We start from the raw sequence: 22,986 nt of genomic DNA on the forward strand, positions 1-22,986 counted from the left end.
GAAGGCGGCCCGATGGACGGGCCGCCTCCAGATTCTCTCCGGAATTTCGGTTACCTCACAGGATGTGCCTCGTCAGGGTGCGGAGGCTCCACGACCCGGCGATAGAGATGCCAAGTTGCGTGCCCAAGCACCGGCATCACGATGGCAAGACCGACGAAGAGCGGAATAGATCCGACAAGAAGCGCTGCCGCTACGATGAGGCCCCAGAGCGCCATGGTGAGCGGGTTCATCGCTACTGCCTTCACCGAGGTATAAACGGCAACGGCCGCGCCGACGTCCCGATCGAGGAGAAGCGGGAACGAAATCACGCTGATGCTCAGGACGGCCACGGCGAAGATGAAGCCGAGGATGTTGCCCAGAACGATCAATCGCATGCCCTCCGACGTCGTGAGAACCTGATTGATGAGCTCCGAATACGATGTGGGCACCGCATAGCCGAAAATTGATTGGTAGAGTAAACGAGCCGTCGTCAGCCAGACCAAAAAGATAGCCAGCAGCAGAACGCCGAGCGCGACGATCGAGGGGATCGAGGGAGATTTCAGAACGTTGAATGCATCCTGCCACGATGTCGACATGCCAAGCTCCCGCCTGCGACTGATCTCATAAAGACCGATGCCTGCGAACGGACCGATCAGCGCGAAACCCGAGGCCAGTGGATAGAGGAGCGGTAGTGCGTTGTTGCTGAAGGTGAGCGCGGCAAGGCAAACGCCGACGACAGGATAGATCAAACCAAGGAAAACCAGGTGTGACGGCATAGCCCAAAAATCATCGAACCCCTTTGCCAGGGCTTCTTTCAAATCAGCGGGCGTAATCTTTCTGACAACCGGATGTGCCGGAGCCTCGCTTGCGCCGGCAACAACATGAAAATTGGCCATAATCGCTCCTCCAGGGCTGAACCTTGGCAGTTGAGATCACGGCGGTGCGTGCGTCATCCAGCGGGTCACGCGTAGCCGCAACCTATGCCTTGAGTATACGCCGGAACGATCTCGCTGTCGCCCCGGATTAGAGCAGGATGCATTCCTGAGACTACCCGGGGACAACAAGCCTACGAAAGGTGCTCAGCGTGCGAATGCTGCCAAGATCCGCGCCCACGAGCGAATACCATGATGGAAGCTTGACAGATCGTATTTCTCATTGGGCGAATGCACGCGATTGTCGAAGCGCGCGAAGCCCACCATGAGCGCATCCATGTTGAGCAGGCGTTTGAAATCTCCGACTATCGGAATGGAACCACCCGTTCCCGCCAGCGCCGCTTCACGACCCCACTCCTGCGTGAGGGCGTCGAGAGTCGGCTTGAGCCAAGGCCCATCCAACGGCAGGCTGAGCGCTGGGCTGCCACCGTGCTCCTTGAACGTCACGGTGCAATCCGCCGGAATGCGGGCCCGCACATGGGACCGGAAGGCCTCTCGAACCTTGGCCGGATCCTGCCCTGTCACAAGGCGGAAAGAAACCTTGGCGGAAGCCTTTGACGGGATGACCGTCTTGAAGCCTTCGCCCGTATAGCCGCCAACAATCCCGTTGATTTCGCAGGTCGGCCGGGCCCAGATCTGCTCCAGCACGCTGCGCCCCTTCTCGCCTGCCGGAATGCTTAGGCCGACCTGCCCGAGAAAGCCGGCCTCGTCGAACGGCAGACGGCTCCATTGCTCCTTTACGGCGGTGGGGAGTTCCTGCACCCCATCGTAGAAACCCGCCAAGGTGATGCGCCCTTCGGCATCGCGCAGCGCCGCGAGGATCTCGGTCAGAACGTGGATCGGGTTGCGCGCCGCGGAACCGAACATGCCGGAATGAAGATCCCTGCTCGCGCAGGTGATTTCGACTTCCTCCCCCACCAGACCACGCAGCATGGTGGTCACGGCTGGCGTGTCGTTGTCCCACATGTCGGTATCGCAGACGAGGGCGACGTCCGCCACCAATTCATCCCGATAGGCTTCCAGGAAAGGCTTGAGACTCGGGCTACCGGATTCCTCTTCACCCTCGAGCAGAATTGACACGCGAATCGGCAACTCGCCGGACACAGCCCGCCAAGCCCGGCAGGCTTCGATGAAAGTCATCAAGGCACCCTTGTCGTCCGACGCGCCCCGCGCGACGATCCAGGTATCGCCGTTGGGTGCCTCTACGAGGGTCGGCTCGAACGGTGGCGTGCTCCACAGCTCGATGGGATCGACAGGCTGCACATCGTAATGGCCGTAGAACAGAACGTGCGGCCCCTTGGCAGGCTGCACCTGATGGCCGACGACCATGGGATGGCCCTCGGTCATGCGGGCTGAAGCATCGAAGCCCAGCTCACGCAGTTCGTCCGCGAGCCATTCCGCCGCCCGACGGCACTCTTCCTTATAGGCCGGGTCTGTCGAGATGCTGGGGATGCGGATGAATTCGAAGAGGCGCTCAAGGCTCTTGTCCAGATCGGCATCGATACGGTCGAGAACGGCAGGAAGATGGTCTGTCACGGAAAGTTCCTCTTTGCTCGCCGCGAAGGAATGGCGATAGAACGGATTTTCAAGGCAGGGCCGTGCCGTTTTACCGCCTCCCTCGCGCAGGCAAAAGGAGAATCATCACGTCCGAGGAAAGCGCATCCTTCCTCTCGAGCGTTTGCCAGAATTCCGCCAGGATGGTGAGATGGGTCGTCAGGGCGAGATAGGTATGAGCGTTATGGATCGGATTGACGAGATCGGGCGCTGGCTGATCGATCGAGCGCCGCATGGAAATGTGAAGGATCTGTTTGCAGGCTTCTGCCGGGAGGCCGTCCGGGCGGGCTGGCCCGTCTGGCGCGCATCCCTCGGCTTGGAAGTGCTGCATCCGGAGGTCAGTGGCTGGCAGCACATCTGGATAAACGAGAGCCTCTCCGTGCGGGAAGCCGATCGCGCCACGGCAGCATCGTCGCCATCGTATCTCAACAGCCCGACCCGCATCGTAGATGAAACGGACAGGCCGTTCCGCCGCAGACTTGACGTGCCCTGCCCCGAGATGCCGCTGCTCGAGGAGCTGAGACTATCCGGCGCGACGGACTACGTCATGTATCCGTTGCCCTTCCTGGATCAGACCCGCACCGCAGCCATCTCCTTTGCCACGAGAAATGCGCAAGGATTCGATGAAACCACGATCGACGGCCTCGCACGCGCCGCGAAGATGCTGAGTCCCTATTTGGAGCGTCATGTCCTGCGACGGATCGCCATCGATCTGCTCGACACCTATGTGGGCCCGCGGACGGGTCAGCGTATCATCGAGGGCCGTGTGGATCGCGGTGCGGTGGAACTCATCGAGGCGGCGATCTGGTTCACGGATCTTCGCGGATTTACCCGATTGTCGGAACATTCACCGATTCCGGACGTGCTGGCCGATCTGAATTCCTGGTTCGGGATCATCGGGGAGGTCGTCGAGGCGCATGGCGGCGAGGTGCTCAAGTTCATCGGCGACTCCGTATTGGCGATCTTTCCAACTTCTCCTGAGCAGAACAGCAGGTTCGCATGCCAGAGCGCCCTCGCAGCCGCCCAGGAGTTTTGTCTGAGAACGAATGCCGGAAACGAACTCCGCAGATCCCTTGGTCGTGCACCCTTGATGCACGGCCTCTCCCTGCATTTTGGGGAGGTTGCCTATGGCAATGTGGGCGCTCCTCACCGACTCGACTTTACGGTCATCGGCCCAGCTGTAAACCGTGCAAGCAGGCTCCTGGATCTCGCAAAGCAGCTTGATCGACAGGTGATTGTATCGCGGGTCTTTGCCCAGGAGCTCGATCAGCCCTTTGTCGATCTCGGTCGCCATCACTTGCGCGGTATCGATCGTCCTCAGCAGGTTTTCTCTCTGCTCGAATAGGATTTTTCTGTACGTGCCACATTCATCCTTTGCAACAATGCGGGACCAAACAAGGAGGGCTTTCCATTGGCGGATTGGAATGCGGGACAATACCTGACGTTCGAGGATGAGCGCACCCGACCATCCATCGACCTGCTCAGCCGTGTGCCTCTGGAAGAAGCAACGAACTGCGTCGACATCGGATGCGGTCCCGGAAACAGCACGGAGCTGATCGCCCAACGCTATCCGACAGCCCGGGTCCTCGGGCTCGACAATTCGCTCGACATGCTTGCCAAGGCACGAGCACGTTTGCCGGATCTGGACTTCGGTGAGACTGATATCGCGAGCTGGCAGACGGAGGAGCGTTTCGATCTGATCTTCGCCAATGCCGTCCTGCAATGGCTTCCCGGGCATCCCGATCTTCTCAAGCGCCTTGTCTCCTTCTTGAATGACGGAGGATGTCTTGCCGTTCAGATGCCGAACAATCTGAACGAACACTCCCATCGACTCATGGGACAGGTTGCACAAGAGGGACCCTGGGCGGAAAAGCTGTCTTCCGCCGCTAAGGCGAGAGAGACGATCGGATCCTTTGAGGATTATTATGCCTGGCTGCTACAGGCCGGATGCTCGGTCGATATCTGGCAAACGATCTATGTTCATCCGCTCGATGGGGCCGAGGCTATCGTCGAGTGGTTCAAGAGCACTGGCCTGAAGCCCTATCTCGATCGTCTCTCGACTGAGGAGCGTTCCGAGTATCTACGTCGATACCAAGCCGCAATCGCGGAAGCATATCCTGTTCAACAAGACGGAAAGGTTCTACTGCGCTTTCCACGCCTTTTCTTCATCGCACAGCGTAAATAGATCGAGGGTCGATGGGAAAGCACGAGGTCTCTCGGGCATCCATGTTTGGTCCGCCGAAAGGTCGGCCTTGGTTCTTCTAGCACTTCGACGGGCTTCATAGTATAACCCTTCAAAATCTTTATGCCCTTCGACAGGACGGCCGGTCCTTTGGCGGCGGAGTTACATCATGGCATGGGATCGGACGGACCGCCCGGCAATCGACCTTGCGGCCATCGGGTACATTCTGCCTGTCCTTCTTGCTTGCTTTCCTTTTCCTGGAGAGGCGGAGGCGCAGAATGTCGGGTGCGAGCTGCAGGCTGCGGCGGTTCCACAAAGGCAGGTTCTGCGCTGTCGTGACGGACTGACCATCGAGGCCGAGGCAGGAGCCGACTACAATCTCGTCGATCGGAATGGGGATAGCCAGCCCGACGCAGTCAGCCTGCGGAACCGCGCCATTTTCATCGATGCACCGGCACGATCCGGCAGGCAAGGCTTCGAGATCCTGACCCCTCAGGCCATCGCAGCCGTGCGCGGCACGCAATGGGCCGTCGATGTCGCTGGAGGCAAGACAGCTGTTTTCGTGGCAACTGGGCGTGTAGCGGTCAGGCGGGTGAGCGGCGGAACCGCCAGCGTCAATCTCGGTCCAGGAGAGGGCGTCGATGTGGAACCGGGGACGGTGCCTCTGGTCGTCAGACGGTGGCCCGCCGCTCGTGCGTCTGCTCTCCTGGCGCGCTTCGGACGATAACGTCAATATGGATCGGCGCTACGCCTTTACCCTGATCGCGGCAGCATTGGCCGGTCTCTGGGGAGCCGGACTCGCGCTGTCGTATCGGGAAGGCCGCGCAGCCTTCCTCGACCGCGTGGAAGCACCCCTGGCCGATTTGCGCTTTCTGATCCAGGGACCACGTCCAGCGCCGGATGCGACCACGATCGTCGCCATCGACGATGAGACGGTGCACGAAACAGGATCCTATCCTCTGTCCAGGGCAACGATGGCCCGTCTTGTTTCAGCACTCGGACACATGAGGCCTAAGGCGATCGCGCTCGATATCCTGTTCATCGATCCGGGCCCGGCGGAAGGCGATCGTGCGCTCACAGAAGCCCTTCGTGGAGCGCCGAGCGTTCTCGCCGCTGCGGGCCTGTTCCGACGCACGACGCAACATGCGCTCGCATCGACCGACGACAACCCTGAGGGCCTTCCTGTCGCCCAAAGCCTGCTTCTGCCGCTTGAATCACTGACTGGTGCCGGAGCTCTTGGAGTCGTCAACATTGCGACGGATGCGTCGGGCGTTCCGCGCCATGTTCCTCTTCTGCTGCGGTCAGACGGCCGGATTATACCGTCTTTTCCGCTGCGGGCCGCCTCCATTGCGATGAACCGCGACCCTGTTCTTCACTCGGACGGCATCGATATAGGCGGCATATCGACCAGCACCGAGAGAGGATACGCCCTACCGCTTCGCTTTTATGGCCCCGGCGGCACCGTTCGCACGATCAGCGCGGGTCAGATCCTGAACGGCAATGTCGAGGAAGATGCGGTTCGCGACAAGGTCATCGTAGTCGGCGCGACGGTGGCAGGCGGTGGCGACACATTTCCGAGCCCCTTTGATCCTGTACTGCCGGGTGTCGAGGTTTTGGCGACCGCCATCGCTCATCTGATGGAAGGCGATGGCCTCGTGCGTGACCGGCATGTTCGTCTCATCGATGCCACCGTGGCTGTCATTCTGCCGGTTCTTTTCGTGCTGCTTCTCTCCTGGCATCGCAGCATCTGGGGCTTGGCACTTATTGCCGGCATCGCCACCCTATGGATCGGCGTCACTGTCGTGGCATTCACGCAGGGTATCTGGCTCAGCGCGGCTCTGCCGCTTTGGGCGGCAACGCCACCCGTCGTTCTCTTTGGAGCAGCGCGGCTCTGGCTCGATCGCAGCCGGGCAGATCGGCTGAGCGCGCAGAGCCGAACCCTGCAGAGCTTTCAGCCTCCCAGCCTGACCGAGCGGCTGACGAAGGATCCGGACTTTCTCATCAAACCGGTACGCCAGCAGGCCGCGCTGATCTTCATCGACCTGTCGGGGTTCACGGGCCTGACCGAAGTCCTTCCCCTCGATAACACCCGCGAGGTTCTTCGAAGCTTCCACACCCTCGTCGATCAGGAAACCGTGCGGAACCATGGAATTGTCGCCAGCTTCATGGGAGATGGCGCGATGATCCTGTTCGGCCTTCCAGATCCCTCTCCTCAGGATGCCGGGCATGCCCTGGCCGCCTGCGTTGCTCTCACCGTGCGCATGGAGAGTTGGCTAGCGACTCTGCCGCAGCCGATCGCATCGCGCATCGGCTTCAAGATCGGCGCCCATTACGGAAGGATCATCGCATCGCGGCTCGGAGGCGACAGCCACCAGCACATCACCGCGACCGGCGATACGGTCAATGTGGCGAGTCGGTTGATGGAAGTGGCGGCGGCCCACCATGTCAGCGTCGCTTTGAGCGATGCCCTCTACCATGCGGCGGGCCCGGCACGCTCGGTCCTAGAATCTGGAGTTATGGATGGGCCACTTGCCACTTCGATCCGCGGTCGAGCGGGTTCGCTGCAAGTCTGGTTCTGGAGGAGACAATCCACAAAGGCCTGAGGAGAAGGCCCCTGATGATATCCACCAGAGGCCTTCCCCATGCCGAAATGCGATCAGGCCGCTTCAGAGTTCGTCGGGTGCAGGCATGCCCGTGCCGAACCAGTTCTTCTGCATCAGGGTCTGCGCTTCCTCGACCGATTTCTGATCGCCACGCGCCTTTGCAGCGAGAAGCAATCCTGCAGCAGCCCACCCATTGTTCGGAGAGCGCTGGAGCGCAGCACGAAACGCTTCCTCGGCCTCTGCGGGTTTTCCCTGGGCCATCAGCGCCGCCCCGAGTGACTGATGCACCGGATAGTACCAGTATGGCGGCTCCATATAGGGCAATCGATCCTGGATGGTGGCGGCCTCCGCGAACAACGTGGCAGCCTTCGCCTGATCTCCCGCAGCCTGTGCGATCCGCGCCTCGATCTCGCGGGCTGCAATGGTCAGCACGTCCGGTCCAGGCACCCCGGCATCGGGCAAGGCCGTTATCTCCGGCCTCTTCGCTAAGGCCTCGATGGCGGTCGCCTCGGCGCGAGCTTCATCGGCGCGCCCGAGACGGGCGAGAGCAACCCCGCGCGCGTAATGCCAGGCGGCTTCGACAAAGGGGAAATCTCCCTGCGGCTGCGGGAGAGCCAGCACGTCCTCGGGCTTCGAGAAAAGAGCATGAGCGTTGTAGGGTGCAGCAGCGATGGGCTGCGTCCAGGGCACCTCACGCTTGGCCCGATCCGAGATGATGCCGGACAGCTTCTGCGCCGCATCCACAGCGGTGCGCCCATCGCCTCCCGTTAAGGCCGAGACCATGACGAAATGGATGTTGTGGGCGTAGTAAGCTTCGGAATAGAGAAGACTTGCACCTCCCCGATTCAGGAATGCCTCATCGGCGGCGGCTGCCCGCACATTGGCATCGAGGCTCTCGCGCCAGCGTCCGAGGCGATACCAGATATGGCTTGGCATATGCACCAGATGCCCTGCCCCCGGGATCAGCTTTTCCAGTCGCTCGGCATGCGGCGCAGCCCGCTCCGGATGATCGGATGCTTCGACGACGTGGATGTAGAGGTGGATGGCGCCCGGATGATTGGGGTTCGCCTCCAGAGGCCCGAGTTGCCGCGTTCCAAGAACGCCTTCGATCAGTGCAACGATCCTCTCCGTCTTTCCTTTCGGTGTCTTTCCGCCATCCGCCCAATAATCCCAGGGCGTAAGATTCATGAGCGCATCGGCTGTAAGCAACGCAATATGGGAGTTCTGCGGGAAGCGGGCCTGCACAGCCTCCATGGCATCCGCATAAGCCTGATCCAGGGCTTTGCGATCGGCATTGGGATCGGGTGAGTGCCGCTTCGAGAGGGCTTCCACCAACGCGACCTGCAGGTCGCCACTGTCCGCAGCGAGGCCTCGCGCCTTCTCGAGCACGACAAGGGCGCGCGCATTCGCGTCGGCATCCATCGGGTAGTTGATATGCGGGCCCAGAACCCAGGCTTCGCCCCACAAGCACATGGCACAGTTCGGATCGAGTTCCTGGGCAACCCGGAAAGCACGCGCCGCCTCCGCGTGGTTGAAGCCCCAACCCAGCCGGTAACCCTGATCGAAGTAGGCTTGAGCCTGCCCGTTCTGATCTTTGGTCACGGCCCAGGAGAGTTGACCGAGATTATCGTAAAGGGGCGGCTTTTCCTCCGAGCGTGGAGCAGCGGCGCCTCGCGGCAGGTCTCGGCTATATGCGCCGAGTTCTGTGCGCTTCGGCTGAACCTCCTGCGGCTGCGATTGAAGTTGCGCGACTGTCATATGATGCCCTGCACCGTGCTGGCTCGGATTCTGCAGGGCATGCAGCATCCGTACCCGCGGACTGTCATGACTTCCAAGCGGGCAGGCATCGACGGAACTTGCCGCAAGAATTGCCAAGACGGCAGTTGCCGAGAGAAGCACGGATCTTGCCGAGAGACGGCAGCGCTGAGCGATGAAGGTCGTCATGAGCACAGATTCCCAGGTTGGCGGAAGGCCGAGCGCCCGCAGGCGCTATCGTCCGATGCCGAACGACGAACGCAGCAGACTCAGCTTGATTGTGCCTGGAAGTTTGCTTGCTCAGGAGAGGCGATCATGACAACGTGAGGAGGCAAAACTGCCAAGGAGACGCACCGATGCTCCACGTGGTCGTTCTGTTCCTGAATGGCGGATGCGCCTCGACGGCCCTTCTCCCGATGGAGATCTTCCGCAATGCCGGCGTCCTATGGAATCTTCTGAAAGGTAAGGCACCGGAACCACGGTTTCGTGTCACCACGGCATCGCTCGGAGGCGGCCCGGCCGTCACGGATCAGCTGGTCTCGCTCCTCCCTTCCTGCGCCGTCGAGGCTGTGGAGCAACCCGATATTGTCTTCGTCCCCGCAGGCGGATTGCCGTTCGATACAATGATGCAGACGGGCTATGTGATCGATGCCGTCATCGATCAGAATGCCGCCATCATCCCTTGGCTGCGGAACTGGGCCAATACGGGAACAAAGATCGCAGGTGTCTGTTCGGGTGTTGCCATGCTGGCCGAGGCAGGATTGCTCGACGGGAAGCGCGCGACGACGCATTGGGGATTGGCTGAAATCTATCGCAAGCGCTTTCCGGATGTGGACTGGCAACCGGATTATCTTATCACGGATGCCGGAGACATTGCCTGCAGCGGCGGCATCAACTCAGCCGCGGATTTGAGCCTTTATCTGGTCGAGAGGTTTGCAGGTCGCGAAATCGCCTTGGAATGCGCCAAGGCCCTGCTGATCGAAATGCCCCGCACATGGCAGGTCGCGTTCGCGGATGTCATGCTGCGCGAGGACCATAACGATGAAAACATTCAGCGCGCTCAGGACTGGGTTCATCGACATTTCCAACGACCCATCGGTGTGGAAGCCATAGCAGCGAGAGTCGGGATGAGTCCTCGCAACTTTATCCGCCGTTTCAAGGACGCGACCGGGCACACTCCCTTGAGCTACATCCATACTATTCGCGTGACCATGGCGAAGAGATTGTTGGAAGACGGACAGCAGAGCATCCAGGAAGTGAGCCAAGCCGTCGGCTATGAGGACGTGATTTTTTTTCGGGACTTGTTCAAACGCCATACGGGGGTGTGTCCCACGGAGTACCGAACCCGCTTCGGAACACCACCCATCACAAATCCTGTCGATCGGCGTGGCTCTCGCATTGAGGTTCCCGCCAGAACCTCCTGGTGAGAAGCGACAAGCCGCGCCATCGGTTCACCACGGGATCGAAATCGCTCGATCAGGCGCTCTGCTCTTCCGTCGAGCGTTCAATCCGGATTGAACGCCTTCTCTCGCGCCGTAAACGCTTCATCAGAGCGATAGAAGCCACCATCGTGCGTTCAAGTTCAGACAGAATACTGTCCGTGTCCAACGCGAGTGTTAGGTTCTTTCGTTCCATTTTCATCAGCACCCTATTTCGCTTTTCCAATATTAGAACCGGGTTGTTCTTCAAGCTAAGCGTCGCAGTGCGGCTGCAATGTGGCAGGCTAACGATGAGAACTGCTCGATGACCATGCGAAAAAGAGTTAGTGGCTGACGAACGATCTAACGATGCAATTGACGTAGGGACTCAGAATCTGGAGACACTTCCCTGTTTCCGTTCTACATCGTCCGCTCGCCTGCAAATGGTCGGAGCACGACTGATCATCTTTTCAAGCGCGGACGAACGCAGATGCTTCGCGGCCATAGCGAGGATCAATAGGAGGCTGTGTTCCGCGCAGCGCATTGCCGATATGGGCGACATGCTGATCGAGTGGTTGAATACTTTGTCACGGCCTCGTGCGCGGGCGAAGCACTCCCGCGCAACGGGATCGGTCGTCAAGATCCGTTTAGCGCCCTACGTGCCGATGCCACTCGGCACAATACTGCTGAAAGCTGCCCGGAAGCTGATGGGAGGACGCTTCTCGCCCTTCCTGAAGTGAGCCTGGAGCTGAGAATCCAATCGCGAGGAGAGCCGCACCAACGCTCGTTCCTGTCGAACTGGAAATTGCAATGACTGAGCGTCCAATTGCCTTCGAGAGAGCCTCGGCGTAGAGGGCATTGCGCGCAAACGGCCCCTCCACGATGATGGGACCTGCCGCACGGGTCAGATCTAGACAAGCCTTCGTCATCAGAGCTGCATAGAGCGAGGCCGCGACATAGGTCTCATCCGCGTTCAGACTGTTTGAGGCATTGACGACGCGATGTTCGGCATCGGGAAACGGGCCGCATCCCGGTACGACGCTCGGCGTCATGAAAATACGCTCCTCCACGACACGGTTGATGGCTTCCGGCGTCGCCGTCCCCTGCCCTCTTGTCAGCAGTTCGAATTCACGCCCCCCCATGAAGCGTGCGGAAGGCACGGCACGGCCAAGGGCGTCAACGTTGGCGAGAGTGTCACGCTTCGAGTCGAGATGACCAAGGTCTCCGCCGACTGCGAAGGTCACGACCCATGTGCCCGTCGAGACCACGGCGAACGGCGCCTCGTGCCGACCGAGATGCGGCAGAAGCGAAGCGTTCGAGTCGTGAATGCCGCAATAGACGGGTACGGGCCGAGCAAGCCCGATCTTCGCAGACATCTCCTCCGTCACATAGCCCAGACGATCGGAGGGTTTCCTGACGGGGGCCAGCTTCTCGGCAATCCCAAGTGTTTTGACGAGCGACGAGAAGCCTCCCTGCTGTGGTCTCCAGAGGTCGGTATGACAGCCAAGAGAGGTCACCTCCGTGGCCGCAATGCCGGTCAGCCTCCAGCCCCAATATTGCGGGTAGGTGACGATGGCCTGCACATTCGCGAATGCTTCCGGAAAGACGGCTTTCTGGTAGTGAAGCTGAGCTCCGAGATTGAGGCCGCCAGGCAGGCGCGGTGAGAACGTCTCCGAAAAGGCCGGTCTGATTTCGTCATAGGCAGCCTCGACATCGGCCGGGTAGCGGAACTCGTAATCGAGGATCGGCAGCGCCAGGCCTTCGGCGCTCAATAGCGCCCCGCTCGCGCCATGCGCGGTGATCGAAACGGCATCGAACTCGAATTCCGAATTGAGCTCCTTCAGGGACTGCAGGAAGAAGGCGAAAATCCCATCCACGTCGAAGTGCGGGTAGGATCCGTCGGTCAGGACCCGGTTGGGGCGAGTGCGGGCCGCGACCTCACGCCTCTCCCCGGCATCGACGATGACGGCTTTCACATTGGTCTTGCCGACGTCGAGTACTGCGACTTTCATCGGATCATGCCATATGGAAGACAGTGACAAGCGGCTTGTCGACAGGCGATTGGTCGGGATTGGTCGCCATGATATCGGCCATATGGGCCCACCAGCGTTTCATGACCGGATGGCTCGGCAGATCCGCCATGCGATGATCCGTCCGCCGCCACAGAACGCCGAAGAGAATCCCGGTTTCCCGGTCGAGATGGATCGAATAATCCGCGACGCCCGCTTCCTTCAGAAGCTCGACGAGTTCCGGCCAGATCTCATCATGCCGGCGGCGATACTCATCCTCCATGCCCGGGTTGAGCTGCATCTTGAAGGCATACTTTTCTTTTGCGCTCATGCTGCTGCCTTTGAACGGATGCGGCGGATGAGAATCGGCAGCGCGATCACCAGGATCAGCAGCAGGCCGATGAAGATCGACATGACGATGCCGGGCACGTTGAGAAGTCCAAGCCCGAATGTGACGAGCCCCATCACGATCGCGGCCAGCACCACGCCCGGAATGGTTCCTGAACCACCCAGAATGCTGACGCCGCCGAGCACCGCCATGGTGACCACCTCGAGTTCCCAGCCGGCTGCAATGGTGTGACGGGTCGAGCCCAATCGCGAGGTGAGGCAAACGGCTGCAAACCCGCTCATGAGGCCTGTCATCAGGAAGAGGACGAACTTGGTGCGCTGAACCGGAATGCCGGAGAACTGGGCTGCGAAAGCGTTGTTGCCGATGGCATAGATCCGTCGTCCGAACGCGGTCCGGTGGAGCAGGACGCCGAAGGCAAAGGCAAGAATGACGAAGGCGACCATTTCGAAGGTGACGACTTCGAAACCGGGGAGCGCGGGCCACCAGGAAAAGTCCGACATGTACCCTTGCCCGAACCAGGCGAAGCTCGCCGGGTAGCCACCATAGGCCTGATCGCCGAGGACGATCTGAGCGATTCCTCGAAACAGGCTCATCGTGCCGATGGTCACGACAATCGACGGAAGACCGACGCGCGCCACGAGAAAACCGTTGAAGGCTCCGCAGAGCAGTCCGACCGCAAGCCCGATTGCGACGAGAGCCGGGGTCTGAAAGCCGACCTGTGCGGCCGCCCCCATGGCCGTCGAAGCCAATGCGATGATGGCAGCCACCGACAGATCGATCTCGCCCGAGATGATCAGCAATGTCATCGCGAAGGCGATCATGGCCTTCTCTGTGAAGTTGTACGTAGCATCCGACAGGTTCCACGGATCAAGGAAGTGCGGAGATGCCAGCGAATTTGCGATGAAGATCGCGATGGCGACCGCGGCAAGCAGGGTCTCCCAGCTGCCGAGGATCCGCCCGACCGGCGTTGAGAGCTTGTCAGGAATATGCCGCGTCGGCTGTTTCTCGAGAGCGAGCGTGCTCATGCGGCTGCTCCTTCGGCCGGTGCTTCAGCCAGGTTCGGTCCGCGTTTCTCGGCGTCCCGAAGAATGAGGCGACCTTTCCGCTTCTCTTGCCGCGCATTGAAGAGAACGGCGATGATGATCACGAAGCCGGAAATGGCCATCTGCCAGAACGGGGAGATATTGATCACAGGCAATGCATTCTTGATCACACCGAGGAACAGAGCACCGAGAATTGCCCCCCGACGGAGCCGATGCCCCCGAGCGTCGAGATTCCACCGATCACGCAGGCCGCGACCGTATCGAGTTCGAACCCGGCCGCAATATCTACATAGGCGACCGCATAGCGAGACACCCAGAGATAGCCGCAGAGACCAGCCAGAGAGCCTGACAGCACGAAGGCAAAGAAACGCGTGCGCCCGACATCGATTCCCGCATAGAGCGCGGCCGTTGGATTGCCGCCGGCTGCGTAGAGGGCGCGCCCGAACACCGTGCGCGTGAAGACGAGACTGATGATCGCGATCACAAGGACAGCGGCCCAACCGAGCAAGGGCAGCCCGAGCACGGCAACGCGTGGTGTATTGAGGAAGGCCGGTGTCATTTGGGTCTGGTTGACCCAGGCTCCGCCGGAGAGCACGAAGGCCATGCCACGATAGATCGTGAGGGTGCCAAGCGTCGCCACGATGGATGGAATGCCGATTTTCCAGACCATGAAGCCGTTGATCGCGCCCAGGAACGCTCCGATGCTCATGGCCATCACGATGAGAAGAGGAAGCGGAATCTGCGGATAGGCCGCGTTCGTCATGGCGATAGCCATGCCGGTGAACGATAGGTTGGCGGCCACGGACAGATCGATGGACTTGGTGAGGATCACCGCCATCTGACCGAGCGCCAGGATCATCAGGATGGATGTATCGTTGAAGATGTTGGCAAGGCTCTCCGGCGACGAAAAGCCTGGCGCCCGATAGGAAAAGATCGCGATCAAGACGACGATGATCGCCACCAGCAGGAGTTCACGATACTTCAGGATTCGGCTCATCGTAGCTTCCAGGTTCCCTGTCCTGACATGTCACACATTGCCCGTCGCTGCCCGTACGAGCACCTCGGCATCGAGACCGTCTCGTTCCCATAGGCCGGCCATCCGGCCCTCGCGCATGACCAGCACGCGATCGGACATACCGAGGATCTCAGGCAGTTCGGACGAGATCATGATCACGCTCAATCCCTCACCCGCGAGTTCGCTCATGAAGGCGTGCACCGCGGCCTTCGAACCGATGTCGATGCCCTTCGTCGGCTCATCCAGGATAATGACCTTCGGCTTGGTCGCGAGCCACTTCCCGATGACGACCTTCTGCTGGTTTCCACCGGACAAGGTGCCGACGGGAACCGAGAGCGCCGCGGCACGGAGGTCCAGCCGCTCGGCATACCGCCGTGCCAAAGCGAACTCCTCCGCCTGACGCAGGAAGCCCGCCCTGGTCGTCCTGTCGAGCGTCGCCATGGAGATGTTCTGGAAGATCGGCATCTGCAGAACGGCACCGTGGCGACCACGTTCCTCGGGAACATAGACGATGCCGGACGCAATGGCATCCGCCGGAGAGCGGATGTCGATCCGGCGCCCCCTCCAGTTCAAGGATCCCCGCGCTTGGACGGGTGACGCCGAACAGGGCCTGACAGACCTCCGAACGCCCTGCCCCGACCAATCCGTAGAGACCCAGGATTTCTCCGCGGCGCAGATCGAAGGAGATGTCGTTGAATTCTGTCGGATGGGAGTATCCCGAGACCTTCAGAACGGCGTTTCCGATTGCCACATCCACTTTCGGAAAAACATGCTCGACGGAGCGACCGACCATCATGCGCACGATCTCGTCCTGCCCGGTCTGTGACAGCAGCCCGGAACCGATGGAGCGGCCATCGCGGAACACCACGAACCTTTCAGCGATCTGATAAACTTCCTCGAACTTGTGGCTGATGAAGAGGATCGCCTTGCCCTGGCGCTTCAGCCTTTCGATGATCTGGAAGAGGTCTTCCACCTCTTTGTAGGACAGTGCAGCGGTCGGCTCGTCCATGATGACCACGCGGGCTTCGACCGACAGCGCGCGCGCGATGGCGACAAGATGGCGATGAGCGATGGAGAGGTCCTTCAGGCGGGTGTAAGGACTGATCGGCGCATCGATGGAGGTCAGCAGCGCTGCGGCGCGCGCATTCATCGCGCCCCAATTGACGAGCCCCAGCCGATTGCGTGGCGCATGCCCGAGAAAGATGTTCTCGGCGACCGATAGCTCGTCGAAGAGCACCGTCTCCTGATGAATCGCCGTAATGCCGCTGCGGATCGCCGCCTCGGCATTCGCGAAATGCACCGGAACGCCATCGACGACGATCTCACCGCCATCCGGCTGATAGATCCCGGTCAGGATCTTGACGAGCGTCGATTTACCCGCGCCATTCTCGCCGATCAGCGCCGTCACCGTTCCCGGATGGAGCGTGACGTCGACATGATCAAGGGCTTTGACCCCTGGAAACGACTTGGAGATTCCGCGCATCTCCAAAAGCGAAGGCGGGATCTCGGGAACCGCTTGAACTACGGACATGGGAAACCCTGGCAATTGCTGATGAGAGCAATAAGGGCGCGGCTATCCGCGCCCTCGTTCTGAGTGGCTTCGCGATCTCAGAAGATCTTGGCGAACTCGTCGACGTTGCTCTTGTTATAGACGAAGGGGTCGGCCATGGCGGCTTCGCCGTTGTCGCCGATCTTGATCTTACCCATGCGGCCGACGTTGATCTCGGAACCGGGCTTGCCCTCGGTCTCCTTCTTGACTAGGCGATAGGCGATCTGCGTCGCGGTATAGCCGAGATCGATCGGATTCCAGATGGCGAATTCCTTCGTCGCGCCGGAATGGACGGCACCGGCCATCTCGGAGGGAAGCCCAAGTCCCGTCACATAGACCTGCCCGATCTTGCCGGCATCCTTCACCACCTGCGAGGCCGCGAGCACGCCGACCGTCGTCGGAGCAACGATCACCTTCACATTCGGATGAGACTTCAACAGGCCCTGAGCTTCGCGATAGCTCTTGTCGGCCAGATCGTCGCCGTAGACGGTCGTGACGAGGTTCAGTCCGGGATATTTCGGGAGCTGCTTCTTCATCTCGGCGATCCAGGTGTTCTGGTTGGTCGAGGTAGAAGTCGCCGACAGGATCGCGAAATCGCCTTTGCCGTCCGGCAGGTGGGATGCCGCGAGCTTCAGGCACATGTTGCCGATCAACTCGTTGGACGACGGATTGAGGTGAACGATCCGTCCGTCCTTGCCGACGGCGGAATCCCAGGAGATGACCTTGATGCCGCGCTGCGCTGCCCTTTTCAGCGCCGGGACGACCGCATCGGGGTCATTCGCCGAGATCGCGATCGCATCGACGCGTTGCGCGATGAGCGCATTGATGACCTCGATCTGCCCTTCGGCCGTCGTGCTGGTCGGTCCGGTATAGATCACCTCGACGCCGCCCAGCTCCTTCGCCGCCTCTTGCGCGCCTTTGTTGGCGGCCTCGAAGAATCCGTTGCCGAGAGATTTTGCGACAAGGCCGATCTTCACATTCTGCGCGCTTGCGGATCCGGCGAAGAGCGCCAGACCCAATGCTGTGCCGAGGGCGAGCTTTGCAAATGTTTTCATGTTCTTCCTCCCTTTTCAAAACGCCTCTCGCCGGCTCTCAGGCCGCCGATGAGGATTCCACGGACTGATCGCCCGCCGTCGTTCCGGCGATGATCAGTTTGATCCCTGCATTCTCGATCATGGTTCTGGCCGAATCCGGGATGGCGTCATCGGTAATCAGCGTGGAGACACGGTCGAGAGGGCAGAGAATGAGGCTGGAGCGGCGCTGAAACTTGGTGGAATCCACCATCAGAACCAGCTCGTCAGCCTGATTGATCAGCTTCTGCTCGGCCTGGATGATCAGGGCGTCCTGCTCCATGACGCCGAGCGCGCCGACGCCCTGGGCGCCCATGAACATGCGGCGAGCGTAGAAATTGCGCGTTACGTCGTTCTCGAACGGCGAGAGGATGATGCTCTGGTCGCGATAGATCGATCCGCCCGGCAGCATCACTTGGTTCTTGGAATGCTTTACGAGATGCTCGGCGATGGCGAACGAATTCGTGAAGACCTGCAGACGGCGGGCGATCAGATAATGCACCATCTGAAATGTCGTGGTGCCACCATTGATGATGATGGCGTCCCCCTCCGTGCACAGCGCCACCGCCTCCCGGGCAATCGCCCGTTTCTTGGCGATGTTCTCGCCTTCGGACACGCGAAACGGCTTGGCCGCAAGGCTGCCGATCTGAGCCGGATGAAGCGCCTCCGCCCCACCGCGAACGCGGCGCAGGCGCCCTTGAACGTGCAGGGCCGCGATGTCGCGGCGGATCGTGGCCTCCGAGGCGGAGGTCAGTTCCACAAGATCCTGGACTGTCGCGACCGGCTTCTCCTGGACGGCGCTCAGGATGATCCGGTGCCTTTCACGTTCGTGCATGGTTCCTCAACAAGGCGGCTCAAGAAAGATTAGGAGGATCGAGTACCTTTCAGGTTCACGCAAGTTCCGGCTTAGACTGGTCACCAAACCAATCACAGTCAATCAATATCCGCGTACAACCTTCGTATAATGATCATTATTGATCAAATTTGATCGTTTCTGGTTGACAATGCGGGGGGCTGCCGCCACCTTTCCGCTCAAATCCGAGGCATCACACGGCCTCACGAGCCGTCAGGAGGAAATTGTGGACACCGCGACCCAAGCCGTCAAACTCCTCGAAAATCACTGGGACGACGCAAAGGCAGCCACCCTCGACGAGCCTGGCCTGCTGCTCTACCGCTCCAACCTTCTCGGCGCCGACAAGCGGATCACCAATTACGGCGGCGGCAATACATCGGCGAAAGTGACCGAGACCGATCCGCTGACGGGGGAAAAGGTCGAGGTGCTCTGGGTCAAGGGCTCGGGTGGGGACGTCGGCACGATCAAGCTCGACGGCTTCGCAACGCTCTATATGGACAAGCTGCGGTCGCTGAAGACCATCTACAAAGGCGTCGAGGACGAAGACCGCATGGTGGGCTTCCTGCCCCATGCCACCTTCAACCTCAACACCCGGGCCGCCTCGATCGACACGCCTCTCCACGGCTTCCTCCCCTACAAGCATGTCGATCACATGCATCCCGATGCGATCATCGCGATTGCGGCGTCCAGGAACTCCCGTGAACTGACGCGGGAGATTTACGGGGATGAGATCGGATGGCTGCCGTGGCGCCGCCCCGGCTTTCAGCTGGGCCTCGATCTCGAAGCTTTCGCCAAGGCCAATCCCGGCGCCAAGGGCGCGGTGCTCGAAAGCCATGGCCTGTTTACCTGGGCCGACGATGCCAAGGAATGCTACGAGCTGACCCTGCGGGTCATCAATCGGGCCATCACGTGGTTTGCCGAGAAGACGGCGGGCAAGTCGGCTTTCGGCGGCGCGGTGACGTCCAGCCTTTCGCGGGACGAGCGCCGCAAGATCGCAGCGCGCCTGATGCCGGAGATTCGCGGCAAGATCGGCCAGGCGGAGCGCAAGCTCGGTCATTTTGACGATCAGGAAGCGGTGCTTGAATTCGTCAATTCGGCCAACCTGAGCCCCCTCGCCCAGCTCGGCACCAGCTGCCCCGATCACTTTCTGCGCACGAAGATCCGTCCGCTCGTCCTCGACTTCGACCCAAAGTCGCCCGACGTCGATGCAGTTCTCGCTGGTCTCGATGCCGCACTGGAGGCGTACCGCGCCGACTATACGCGGTATTACGAGCAGTCGAAGCATCCGAACAGCCCGAAGATGCGCGATCCCAATCCGGTGATCTTCCTCATCCCCGGTGTCGGCATGCTGTCATTCGCCCGCGACAAGGCGACGGCGCGCATCGCCAGCGAATTCTACGTCAATGCCATCAACGTGATGCGCGGCGCCTCCTCGGTGTCCGAATACCAGGGCCTTCCCGAGCAGGAAGCCTTCGACATCGAATACTGGCTGCTCGAGGAAGCCAAGCTCCAGCGCATGCCGAAGCCGAAGAGCCTCGCCGGTCGTGTCGCCTTCATTACCGGTGGCGCCGGCGGCATCGGCCGTGCCACGGCCGAACGGCTGGTGGGCGAAGGCGCCTGCGTTGTGCTCGCGGATATCGATCAGGAATCGCTGACCTCGACAGTGGAGGATTTCTCCAAGCGTTTCGGACAAGATGCGGTGCGCGGCGTGAAGCTCAACGTCACGAGCGAACCTGACGTCCTGTCCTCCTTTGTGGAGGCCAGTGTCGAATTCGGCGGCATCGACATCCTGGTATCCAATGCCGGCATCGCCTCCTCGGCTCCCGTGGAGGACACCGATCTGGCGATGTGGAACCGCAATATCGACATTCTCGCGACAGGCTATTTCCTCGTCTCGCGGGAGGCCTTCCGCCTGTTCCGGCGCCAGAAGCTCGGCGGCAATGTCGTGTTCGTCTCATCGAAGAACGGCCTCGCCTCGTCGCCCAATGCTTCGGCCTATTGCACCGCCAAGGCGGCGGAAATTCATCTCGCCCGCTGCCTGGCGCTGGAGGGAGCCGACGCGAGCATTCGCGTGAACACGGTCAATCCGGACGCTGTTCTGCGCGGCTCCAAGATCTGGACCGGGGAATGGCGTGAGCAGCGCGCCGCCTCGTCGAAGCTCGCCGTCGATGAGCTTGAGGAGCATTATCGCAAGCGCTCGCTGTTGAAGCTCAATGTCTTCCCAGAGGACATTGCCGAGGCGATCTACTTCCTCGCATCCGATTTCTCTGCGAAGTCGACCGGGAACATCATCAATGTGGATGCGGGCAACGCGACATCGTTCACGCGATAAGATCCGCACCAGCGCATCGTGCGGAAAAGTGGCCCCGGCATTCCGCTCCGGGCGATGCGCTGCTTAAGGAATTGAGCATCAGATTGGATCCCAAAAGTGGATTCACTTTTGGGTCCGATGCTCTAGGGAGGACGCCATGACGGAACAAAGGATTGCGGGAGAGATCGTCTCCGCCGACAACGAGAAGCGCATGACCGCTCTGAATGCGGATTACGATGCTCTGGGTGCCAAGCTCGCGCGCGATGGCATCGACATCGACGCGATCACCGGCAAGGTCGCGCAGTTCTTCGTGGCAGTCCCCTCCTGGGGCGTCGGCACGGGCGGCACCCGGTTCGCACGCTTTCCCGGCGTCGGCGAGCCGCGCAACATCTTCGACAAGCTCGACGATTGCGCCGTGATCCATCAACTCACCTGTGCAACACCGACCGTCTCGCTGCATATCCCGTGGGACAAGGTCGACGATCCGAAGCGTCTCAAGACTCACGGCGATGCGCTGGGTCTCGGCTTCGATGCCATGAACTCGAACACCTTCTCCGATGCGCCGGGCCAGGAGAAGAGCTACAAGTTCGGCTCCTTGAGTCATACCGATGCTGCGATACGTGAGCAGGCCATCGAGCACAATATCGAGTGCATCGAGATCGGCGAGGCGATCGGTTCCAAGGCGTTGACGGTGTGGATCGGCGACGGTTCGAACTTTCCGGGGCAGACGAACTTCACCCGGAGCTTCGAGCGCTATCTCGATGCCATGAAGACCATCTACAAGCGGCTGCCGGAGGACTGGCGCATCTTCTCCGAGCACAAGATGTACGAGCCGGCCTTCTATTCGACCGTCGTGCAGGACTGGGGCACCAACTACCTGATCGCCACGGAACTCGGTGAGAAGGCCTATTGTCTCGTCGATCTCGGCCACCATGCGCCGAACGTCAATATCGAGATGATCGTCGCCCGCCTGATCCAGTTCAAGAAACTCGGCGGCTTCCACTTCAACGATTCGAAGTATGGCGACGACGATCTCGATGCGGGCGCCATCGACCCTCATCGCCTCTTCCTCGTCTTCAACGAGCTGGTGGATGCCGAGCACCGTCGGGCCGAGAACTTCCACCCGGCCCATATGATCGACCAGTCGCATAACGTGACCGATCCGATCGAGAGCTTGATCCGCAGCGCCAACGAGATCCGCCGCGCCTATGCCCAGGCGCTTCTCGTGAACCGGAAGGCACTCGAAGGCTATCAGGACGACAACGATGCCCTCATGGCCTCGGAGGTTCTGAAGGCGGCCTATCGAACCGATGTCGAGCCGATTCTGGCAACGGCGCGCCTGCAGGCCGGCGGCGCTGTCGATCCGATTGCGGCATACCGCGCCAGCGGCTATCGCAAAACTGTTGCGAAAGAGCGTCCGGCCGTCGTCGGGGGCAGCGGCGGTATCGTCTGAGGACCTAGGTTACTCCCTTCAACGACTCCGCATTGCCACCGGTTTCTCCCTTGTCTTTTCGGATGATGCTGATCGTTCCGTCGCCCTCGATATAAGCCTTCTTCACTTCGGAGCAGTGCTCGATCCCCTGCTCTCGAAGCTGGCTGTTGAGCTCTTCTGTCGTGATCATCTCCCGACGCATGTTCCGGGGCAGCATTTTTCCATTGTCAATCAGCAGAAGCGGCGGGGGTCGGGTGAAGCGCTGAAACGCCGGAAAGTGGAAGCCGAGCCAATCGATGGCGTAGTTCCAGAAGACGATGGTAAGGACAAGGATCGCTCCCTCGGTGATCGATTTGTATTCGTTCGCCATGGCGTTCTGTGACGCATCGGCGATGAGGACGATCACGAGAAGGTCCGCCACCCCGATCACGCCGGTCTGCCGCTTGAGCAGGAACCTCAGGATCACGAACAGCATGATGTAGGTCATCGTCCCGCGCACGATGATCTCGGGTATCGAATGAACGGGTATGAATATCTCTTGCCAGTTGATCATGGTCGGACCTGGTATTATCGAACGCCTAGGCGCAAGCCGGAAGGATGAAGGCAGGGAGCCCCTGCCAAAGGACGACGAGAAGCGAGAACCCGTTGATCAGCACGCCAGCATGGCTCATGAACCGATCCGCCGTGACGGCGCGATCCCGCATCTGTCCATACGCGCGGAGCGACCAGGCCAACGCGGAAGCGGTGACGATGAGAGCGGTGAGCGTCGCGATCAGGACGAACGCTTGAACGCTTCCGATGCCGAGGATTGTCGCGCCCGCCCATCCGCGGCCGCACAGGGTCGATGTCGCGCCATAAATGAACGTGAATTGGACCGCCCAGGCGATGAGGCCGGCCAGCATCAGAATAACCTGTCCTGTCCGCCCCGCCAT

17 protein-coding genes and 2 pseudogenes are annotated in these 22,986 nt (G+C 60.5%); 7 read left to right on the forward strand and 12 right to left on the reverse strand.

The window, feature by feature from the left end; all coding sequences use genetic code 11:
- Positions 1 to 50: 50 nt before the first annotated feature.
- A complete protein-coding gene (locus tag ACD578_RS13585; RefSeq protein WP_404285729.1) occupies positions 51 to 875 on the reverse strand; it encodes a DUF2189 domain-containing protein in 825 nt (274 codons plus the stop codon).
- Between the two features lie 183 nt (positions 876 to 1,058).
- Positions 1,059 to 2,447, reverse strand: a complete 1,389-nt coding sequence (locus ACD578_RS13590) for a dipeptidase (protein WP_404285731.1) — start codon at positions 2,445 to 2,447, stop codon at positions 1,059 to 1,061.
- Positions 2,448 to 2,640: 193 nt separating this feature from the next.
- Here ACD578_RS13590 and ACD578_RS13595 point away from each other — a divergent pair, with 193 nt between their 5' ends.
- The 4 genes from ACD578_RS13595 to ACD578_RS13610 all read left to right on the forward strand — a co-directional run bounded on the left by ACD578_RS13595 (position 2,641) and on the right by ACD578_RS13610 (position 7,250).
- Positions 2,641 to 3,810, forward strand: coding sequence for an adenylate/guanylate cyclase domain-containing protein (locus tag ACD578_RS13595; protein ID WP_404285733.1), 1,170 nt, complete (start codon positions 2,641 to 2,643; stop codon positions 3,808 to 3,810).
- Positions 3,811 to 3,876: 66 nt separating this feature from the next.
- The gene (tam, locus tag ACD578_RS13600; RefSeq protein WP_404285735.1) at positions 3,877 to 4,650 is read left to right on the forward strand and encodes a trans-aconitate 2-methyltransferase; all 774 of its coding nucleotides are present in this window, start codon (positions 3,877 to 3,879) and stop codon (positions 4,648 to 4,650) included.
- A gap of 166 nt (positions 4,651 to 4,816) precedes the next feature.
- The gene (locus ACD578_RS13605; RefSeq protein WP_404285737.1) at positions 4,817 to 5,374 is read left to right on the forward strand and encodes a FecR domain-containing protein; all 558 of its coding nucleotides are present in this window, start codon (positions 4,817 to 4,819) and stop codon (positions 5,372 to 5,374) included.
- Positions 5,289 to 7,250: a CHASE2 domain-containing protein gene (locus ACD578_RS13610; protein ID WP_404285739.1), complete on the forward strand. Its 1,962-nt coding sequence runs from the start codon at positions 5,289 to 5,291 to the stop codon at positions 7,248 to 7,250. The genes ACD578_RS13605 and ACD578_RS13610 overlap by 86 nt, the downstream gene beginning before the upstream one ends.
- 63 nt (positions 7,251 to 7,313) lie before the next feature.
- Here ACD578_RS13610 and ACD578_RS13615 read toward each other — a convergent pair whose 3' ends face one another.
- The gene (locus ACD578_RS13615) at positions 7,314 to 9,194 is read right to left on the reverse strand and encodes a tetratricopeptide repeat protein (protein ID WP_404285741.1); all 1,881 of its coding nucleotides are present in this window, start codon (positions 9,192 to 9,194) and stop codon (positions 7,314 to 7,316) included.
- 227 nt (positions 9,195 to 9,421) lie between these two features.
- On the opposite strand from ACD578_RS13615, the gene ACD578_RS13620 reads away from it, so the two are divergent.
- Entirely contained in the window at positions 9,422 to 10,432 is a 1,011-nt protein-coding gene (locus ACD578_RS13620; protein WP_404293839.1) for a GlxA family transcriptional regulator, read from the forward strand.
- A 638-nt stretch (positions 10,433 to 11,070) separates the two neighbouring features.
- Here ACD578_RS13620 and ACD578_RS13625 read toward each other — a convergent pair.
- From ACD578_RS13625 to ACD578_RS13655, 7 genes and pseudogenes are all read right to left on the reverse strand, one after another.
- Entirely contained in the window at positions 11,071 to 12,435 is a 1,365-nt protein-coding gene (locus tag ACD578_RS13625; protein ID WP_404285743.1) for an FGGY-family carbohydrate kinase, read from the reverse strand.
- A gap of 4 nt (positions 12,436 to 12,439) precedes the next feature.
- A complete protein-coding gene (rhaM, locus tag ACD578_RS13630) occupies positions 12,440 to 12,763 on the reverse strand; it encodes an L-rhamnose mutarotase (RefSeq protein ID WP_404285745.1) in 324 nt (107 codons plus the stop codon).
- Entirely contained in the window at positions 12,760 to 13,806 is a 1,047-nt protein-coding gene (locus ACD578_RS13635) for an ABC transporter permease (RefSeq protein ID WP_404285747.1), read from the reverse strand. The genes rhaM and ACD578_RS13635 overlap by 4 nt, the downstream gene beginning before the upstream one ends.
- Positions 13,803 to 14,821, reverse strand: a pseudogene (locus tag ACD578_RS13640) (ABC transporter permease). The gene ACD578_RS13635 and the pseudogene ACD578_RS13640 overlap by 4 nt, the downstream one beginning before the upstream one ends.
- 30 nt (positions 14,822 to 14,851) lie before the next feature.
- A pseudogene (locus ACD578_RS13645) lies at positions 14,852 to 16,370 on the reverse strand (sugar ABC transporter ATP-binding protein).
- A gap of 77 nt (positions 16,371 to 16,447) precedes the next feature.
- Positions 16,448 to 17,443, reverse strand: a complete 996-nt coding sequence (gene rhaS / locus ACD578_RS13650) for a rhamnose ABC transporter substrate-binding protein (protein WP_404285749.1) — start codon at positions 17,441 to 17,443, stop codon at positions 16,448 to 16,450.
- Positions 17,444 to 17,480: 37 nt separating this feature from the next.
- Positions 17,481 to 18,293 carry a DeoR/GlpR family DNA-binding transcription regulator gene (locus ACD578_RS13655; protein ID WP_404285751.1) on the reverse strand — a complete coding sequence of 271 codons (813 nt, stop codon included), beginning with the start codon at positions 18,291 to 18,293 and terminating at the stop codon, positions 17,481 to 17,483.
- A 244-nt stretch (positions 18,294 to 18,537) separates the two neighbouring features.
- On the opposite strand from ACD578_RS13655, the gene ACD578_RS13660 reads away from it, so the two are divergent.
- Positions 18,538 to 20,643 carry a bifunctional rhamnulose-1-phosphate aldolase/short-chain dehydrogenase gene (locus ACD578_RS13660; RefSeq protein ID WP_404285753.1) on the forward strand — a complete coding sequence of 702 codons (2,106 nt, stop codon included), beginning with the start codon at positions 18,538 to 18,540 and terminating at the stop codon, positions 20,641 to 20,643.
- Positions 20,644 to 20,779: 136 nt separating this feature from the next.
- Positions 20,780 to 22,075: an L-rhamnose catabolism isomerase gene (rhaI, locus tag ACD578_RS13665; RefSeq protein ID WP_404285755.1), complete on the forward strand. Its 1,296-nt coding sequence runs from the start codon at positions 20,780 to 20,782 to the stop codon at positions 22,073 to 22,075.
- A gap of 4 nt (positions 22,076 to 22,079) precedes the next feature.
- Here the strand turns inward: rhaI and ACD578_RS13670 are convergent, their stop codons facing one another.
- Complete coding sequence (locus ACD578_RS13670) at positions 22,080 to 22,607, reverse strand: DUF421 domain-containing protein (RefSeq protein WP_404285757.1); 528 nt, start codon at positions 22,605 to 22,607, stop codon at positions 22,080 to 22,082.
- Between the two features lie 25 nt (positions 22,608 to 22,632).
- Positions 22,633 to 22,986, reverse strand: coding sequence for a hypothetical protein (locus ACD578_RS13675; RefSeq protein ID WP_404285759.1), 354 nt, complete (start codon positions 22,984 to 22,986; stop codon positions 22,633 to 22,635).

Origin of the sequence: Microvirga sp. RSM25 (assembly GCF_044784385.1) — a bacterium.
Classification (GTDB): domain Bacteria; phylum Pseudomonadota; class Alphaproteobacteria; order Rhizobiales; family Beijerinckiaceae; genus Microvirga; species Microvirga tunisiensis.

Coding starts and splice junctions, on each gene's coding strand:
- ACD578_RS13625 (WP_404285743.1), bottom strand. CDS start 12,435: ATGAAAGTCGCAGTACTCGACGTCGGCAAGACCAATGTGAAAGCCGTC.
- ACD578_RS13620 (WP_404293839.1), top strand. CDS start 9,422: ATGGAGATCTTCCGCAATGCCGGCGTCCTATGGAATCTTCTGAAAGGT.
- rhaM (WP_404285745.1), bottom strand. CDS start 12,763: ATGAGCGCAAAAGAAAAGTATGCCTTCAAGATGCAGCTCAACCCGGGC.
- ACD578_RS13675 (WP_404285759.1), bottom strand. CDS start 22,986: ATGGCGGGGCGGACAGGACAGGTTATTCTGATGCTGGCCGGCCTCATC.
- ACD578_RS13635 (WP_404285747.1), bottom strand. CDS start 13,806: ATGAGCACGCTCGCTCTCGAGAAACAGCCGACGCGGCATATTCCTGAC.
- ACD578_RS13595 (WP_404285733.1), top strand. CDS start 2,641: ATGAGCGTTATGGATCGGATTGACGAGATCGGGCGCTGGCTGATCGAT.
- ACD578_RS13585 (WP_404285729.1), bottom strand. CDS start 875: ATGGCCAATTTTCATGTTGTTGCCGGCGCAAGCGAGGCTCCGGCACAT.
- rhaS (WP_404285749.1), bottom strand. CDS start 17,443: ATGAAAACATTTGCAAAGCTCGCCCTCGGCACAGCATTGGGTCTGGCG.
- ACD578_RS13615 (WP_404285741.1), bottom strand. CDS start 9,194: ATGACGACCTTCATCGCTCAGCGCTGCCGTCTCTCGGCAAGATCCGTG.
- ACD578_RS13610 (WP_404285739.1), top strand. CDS start 5,289: ATGTGGAACCGGGGACGGTGCCTCTGGTCGTCAGACGGTGGCCCGCCG.
- ACD578_RS13670 (WP_404285757.1), bottom strand. CDS start 22,607: ATGATCAACTGGCAAGAGATATTCATACCCGTTCATTCGATACCCGAG.
- ACD578_RS13655 (WP_404285751.1), bottom strand. CDS start 18,293: ATGCACGAACGTGAAAGGCACCGGATCATCCTGAGCGCCGTCCAGGAG.
- rhaI (WP_404285755.1), top strand. CDS start 20,780: ATGACGGAACAAAGGATTGCGGGAGAGATCGTCTCCGCCGACAACGAG.
- ACD578_RS13605 (WP_404285737.1), top strand. CDS start 4,817: ATGGCATGGGATCGGACGGACCGCCCGGCAATCGACCTTGCGGCCATC.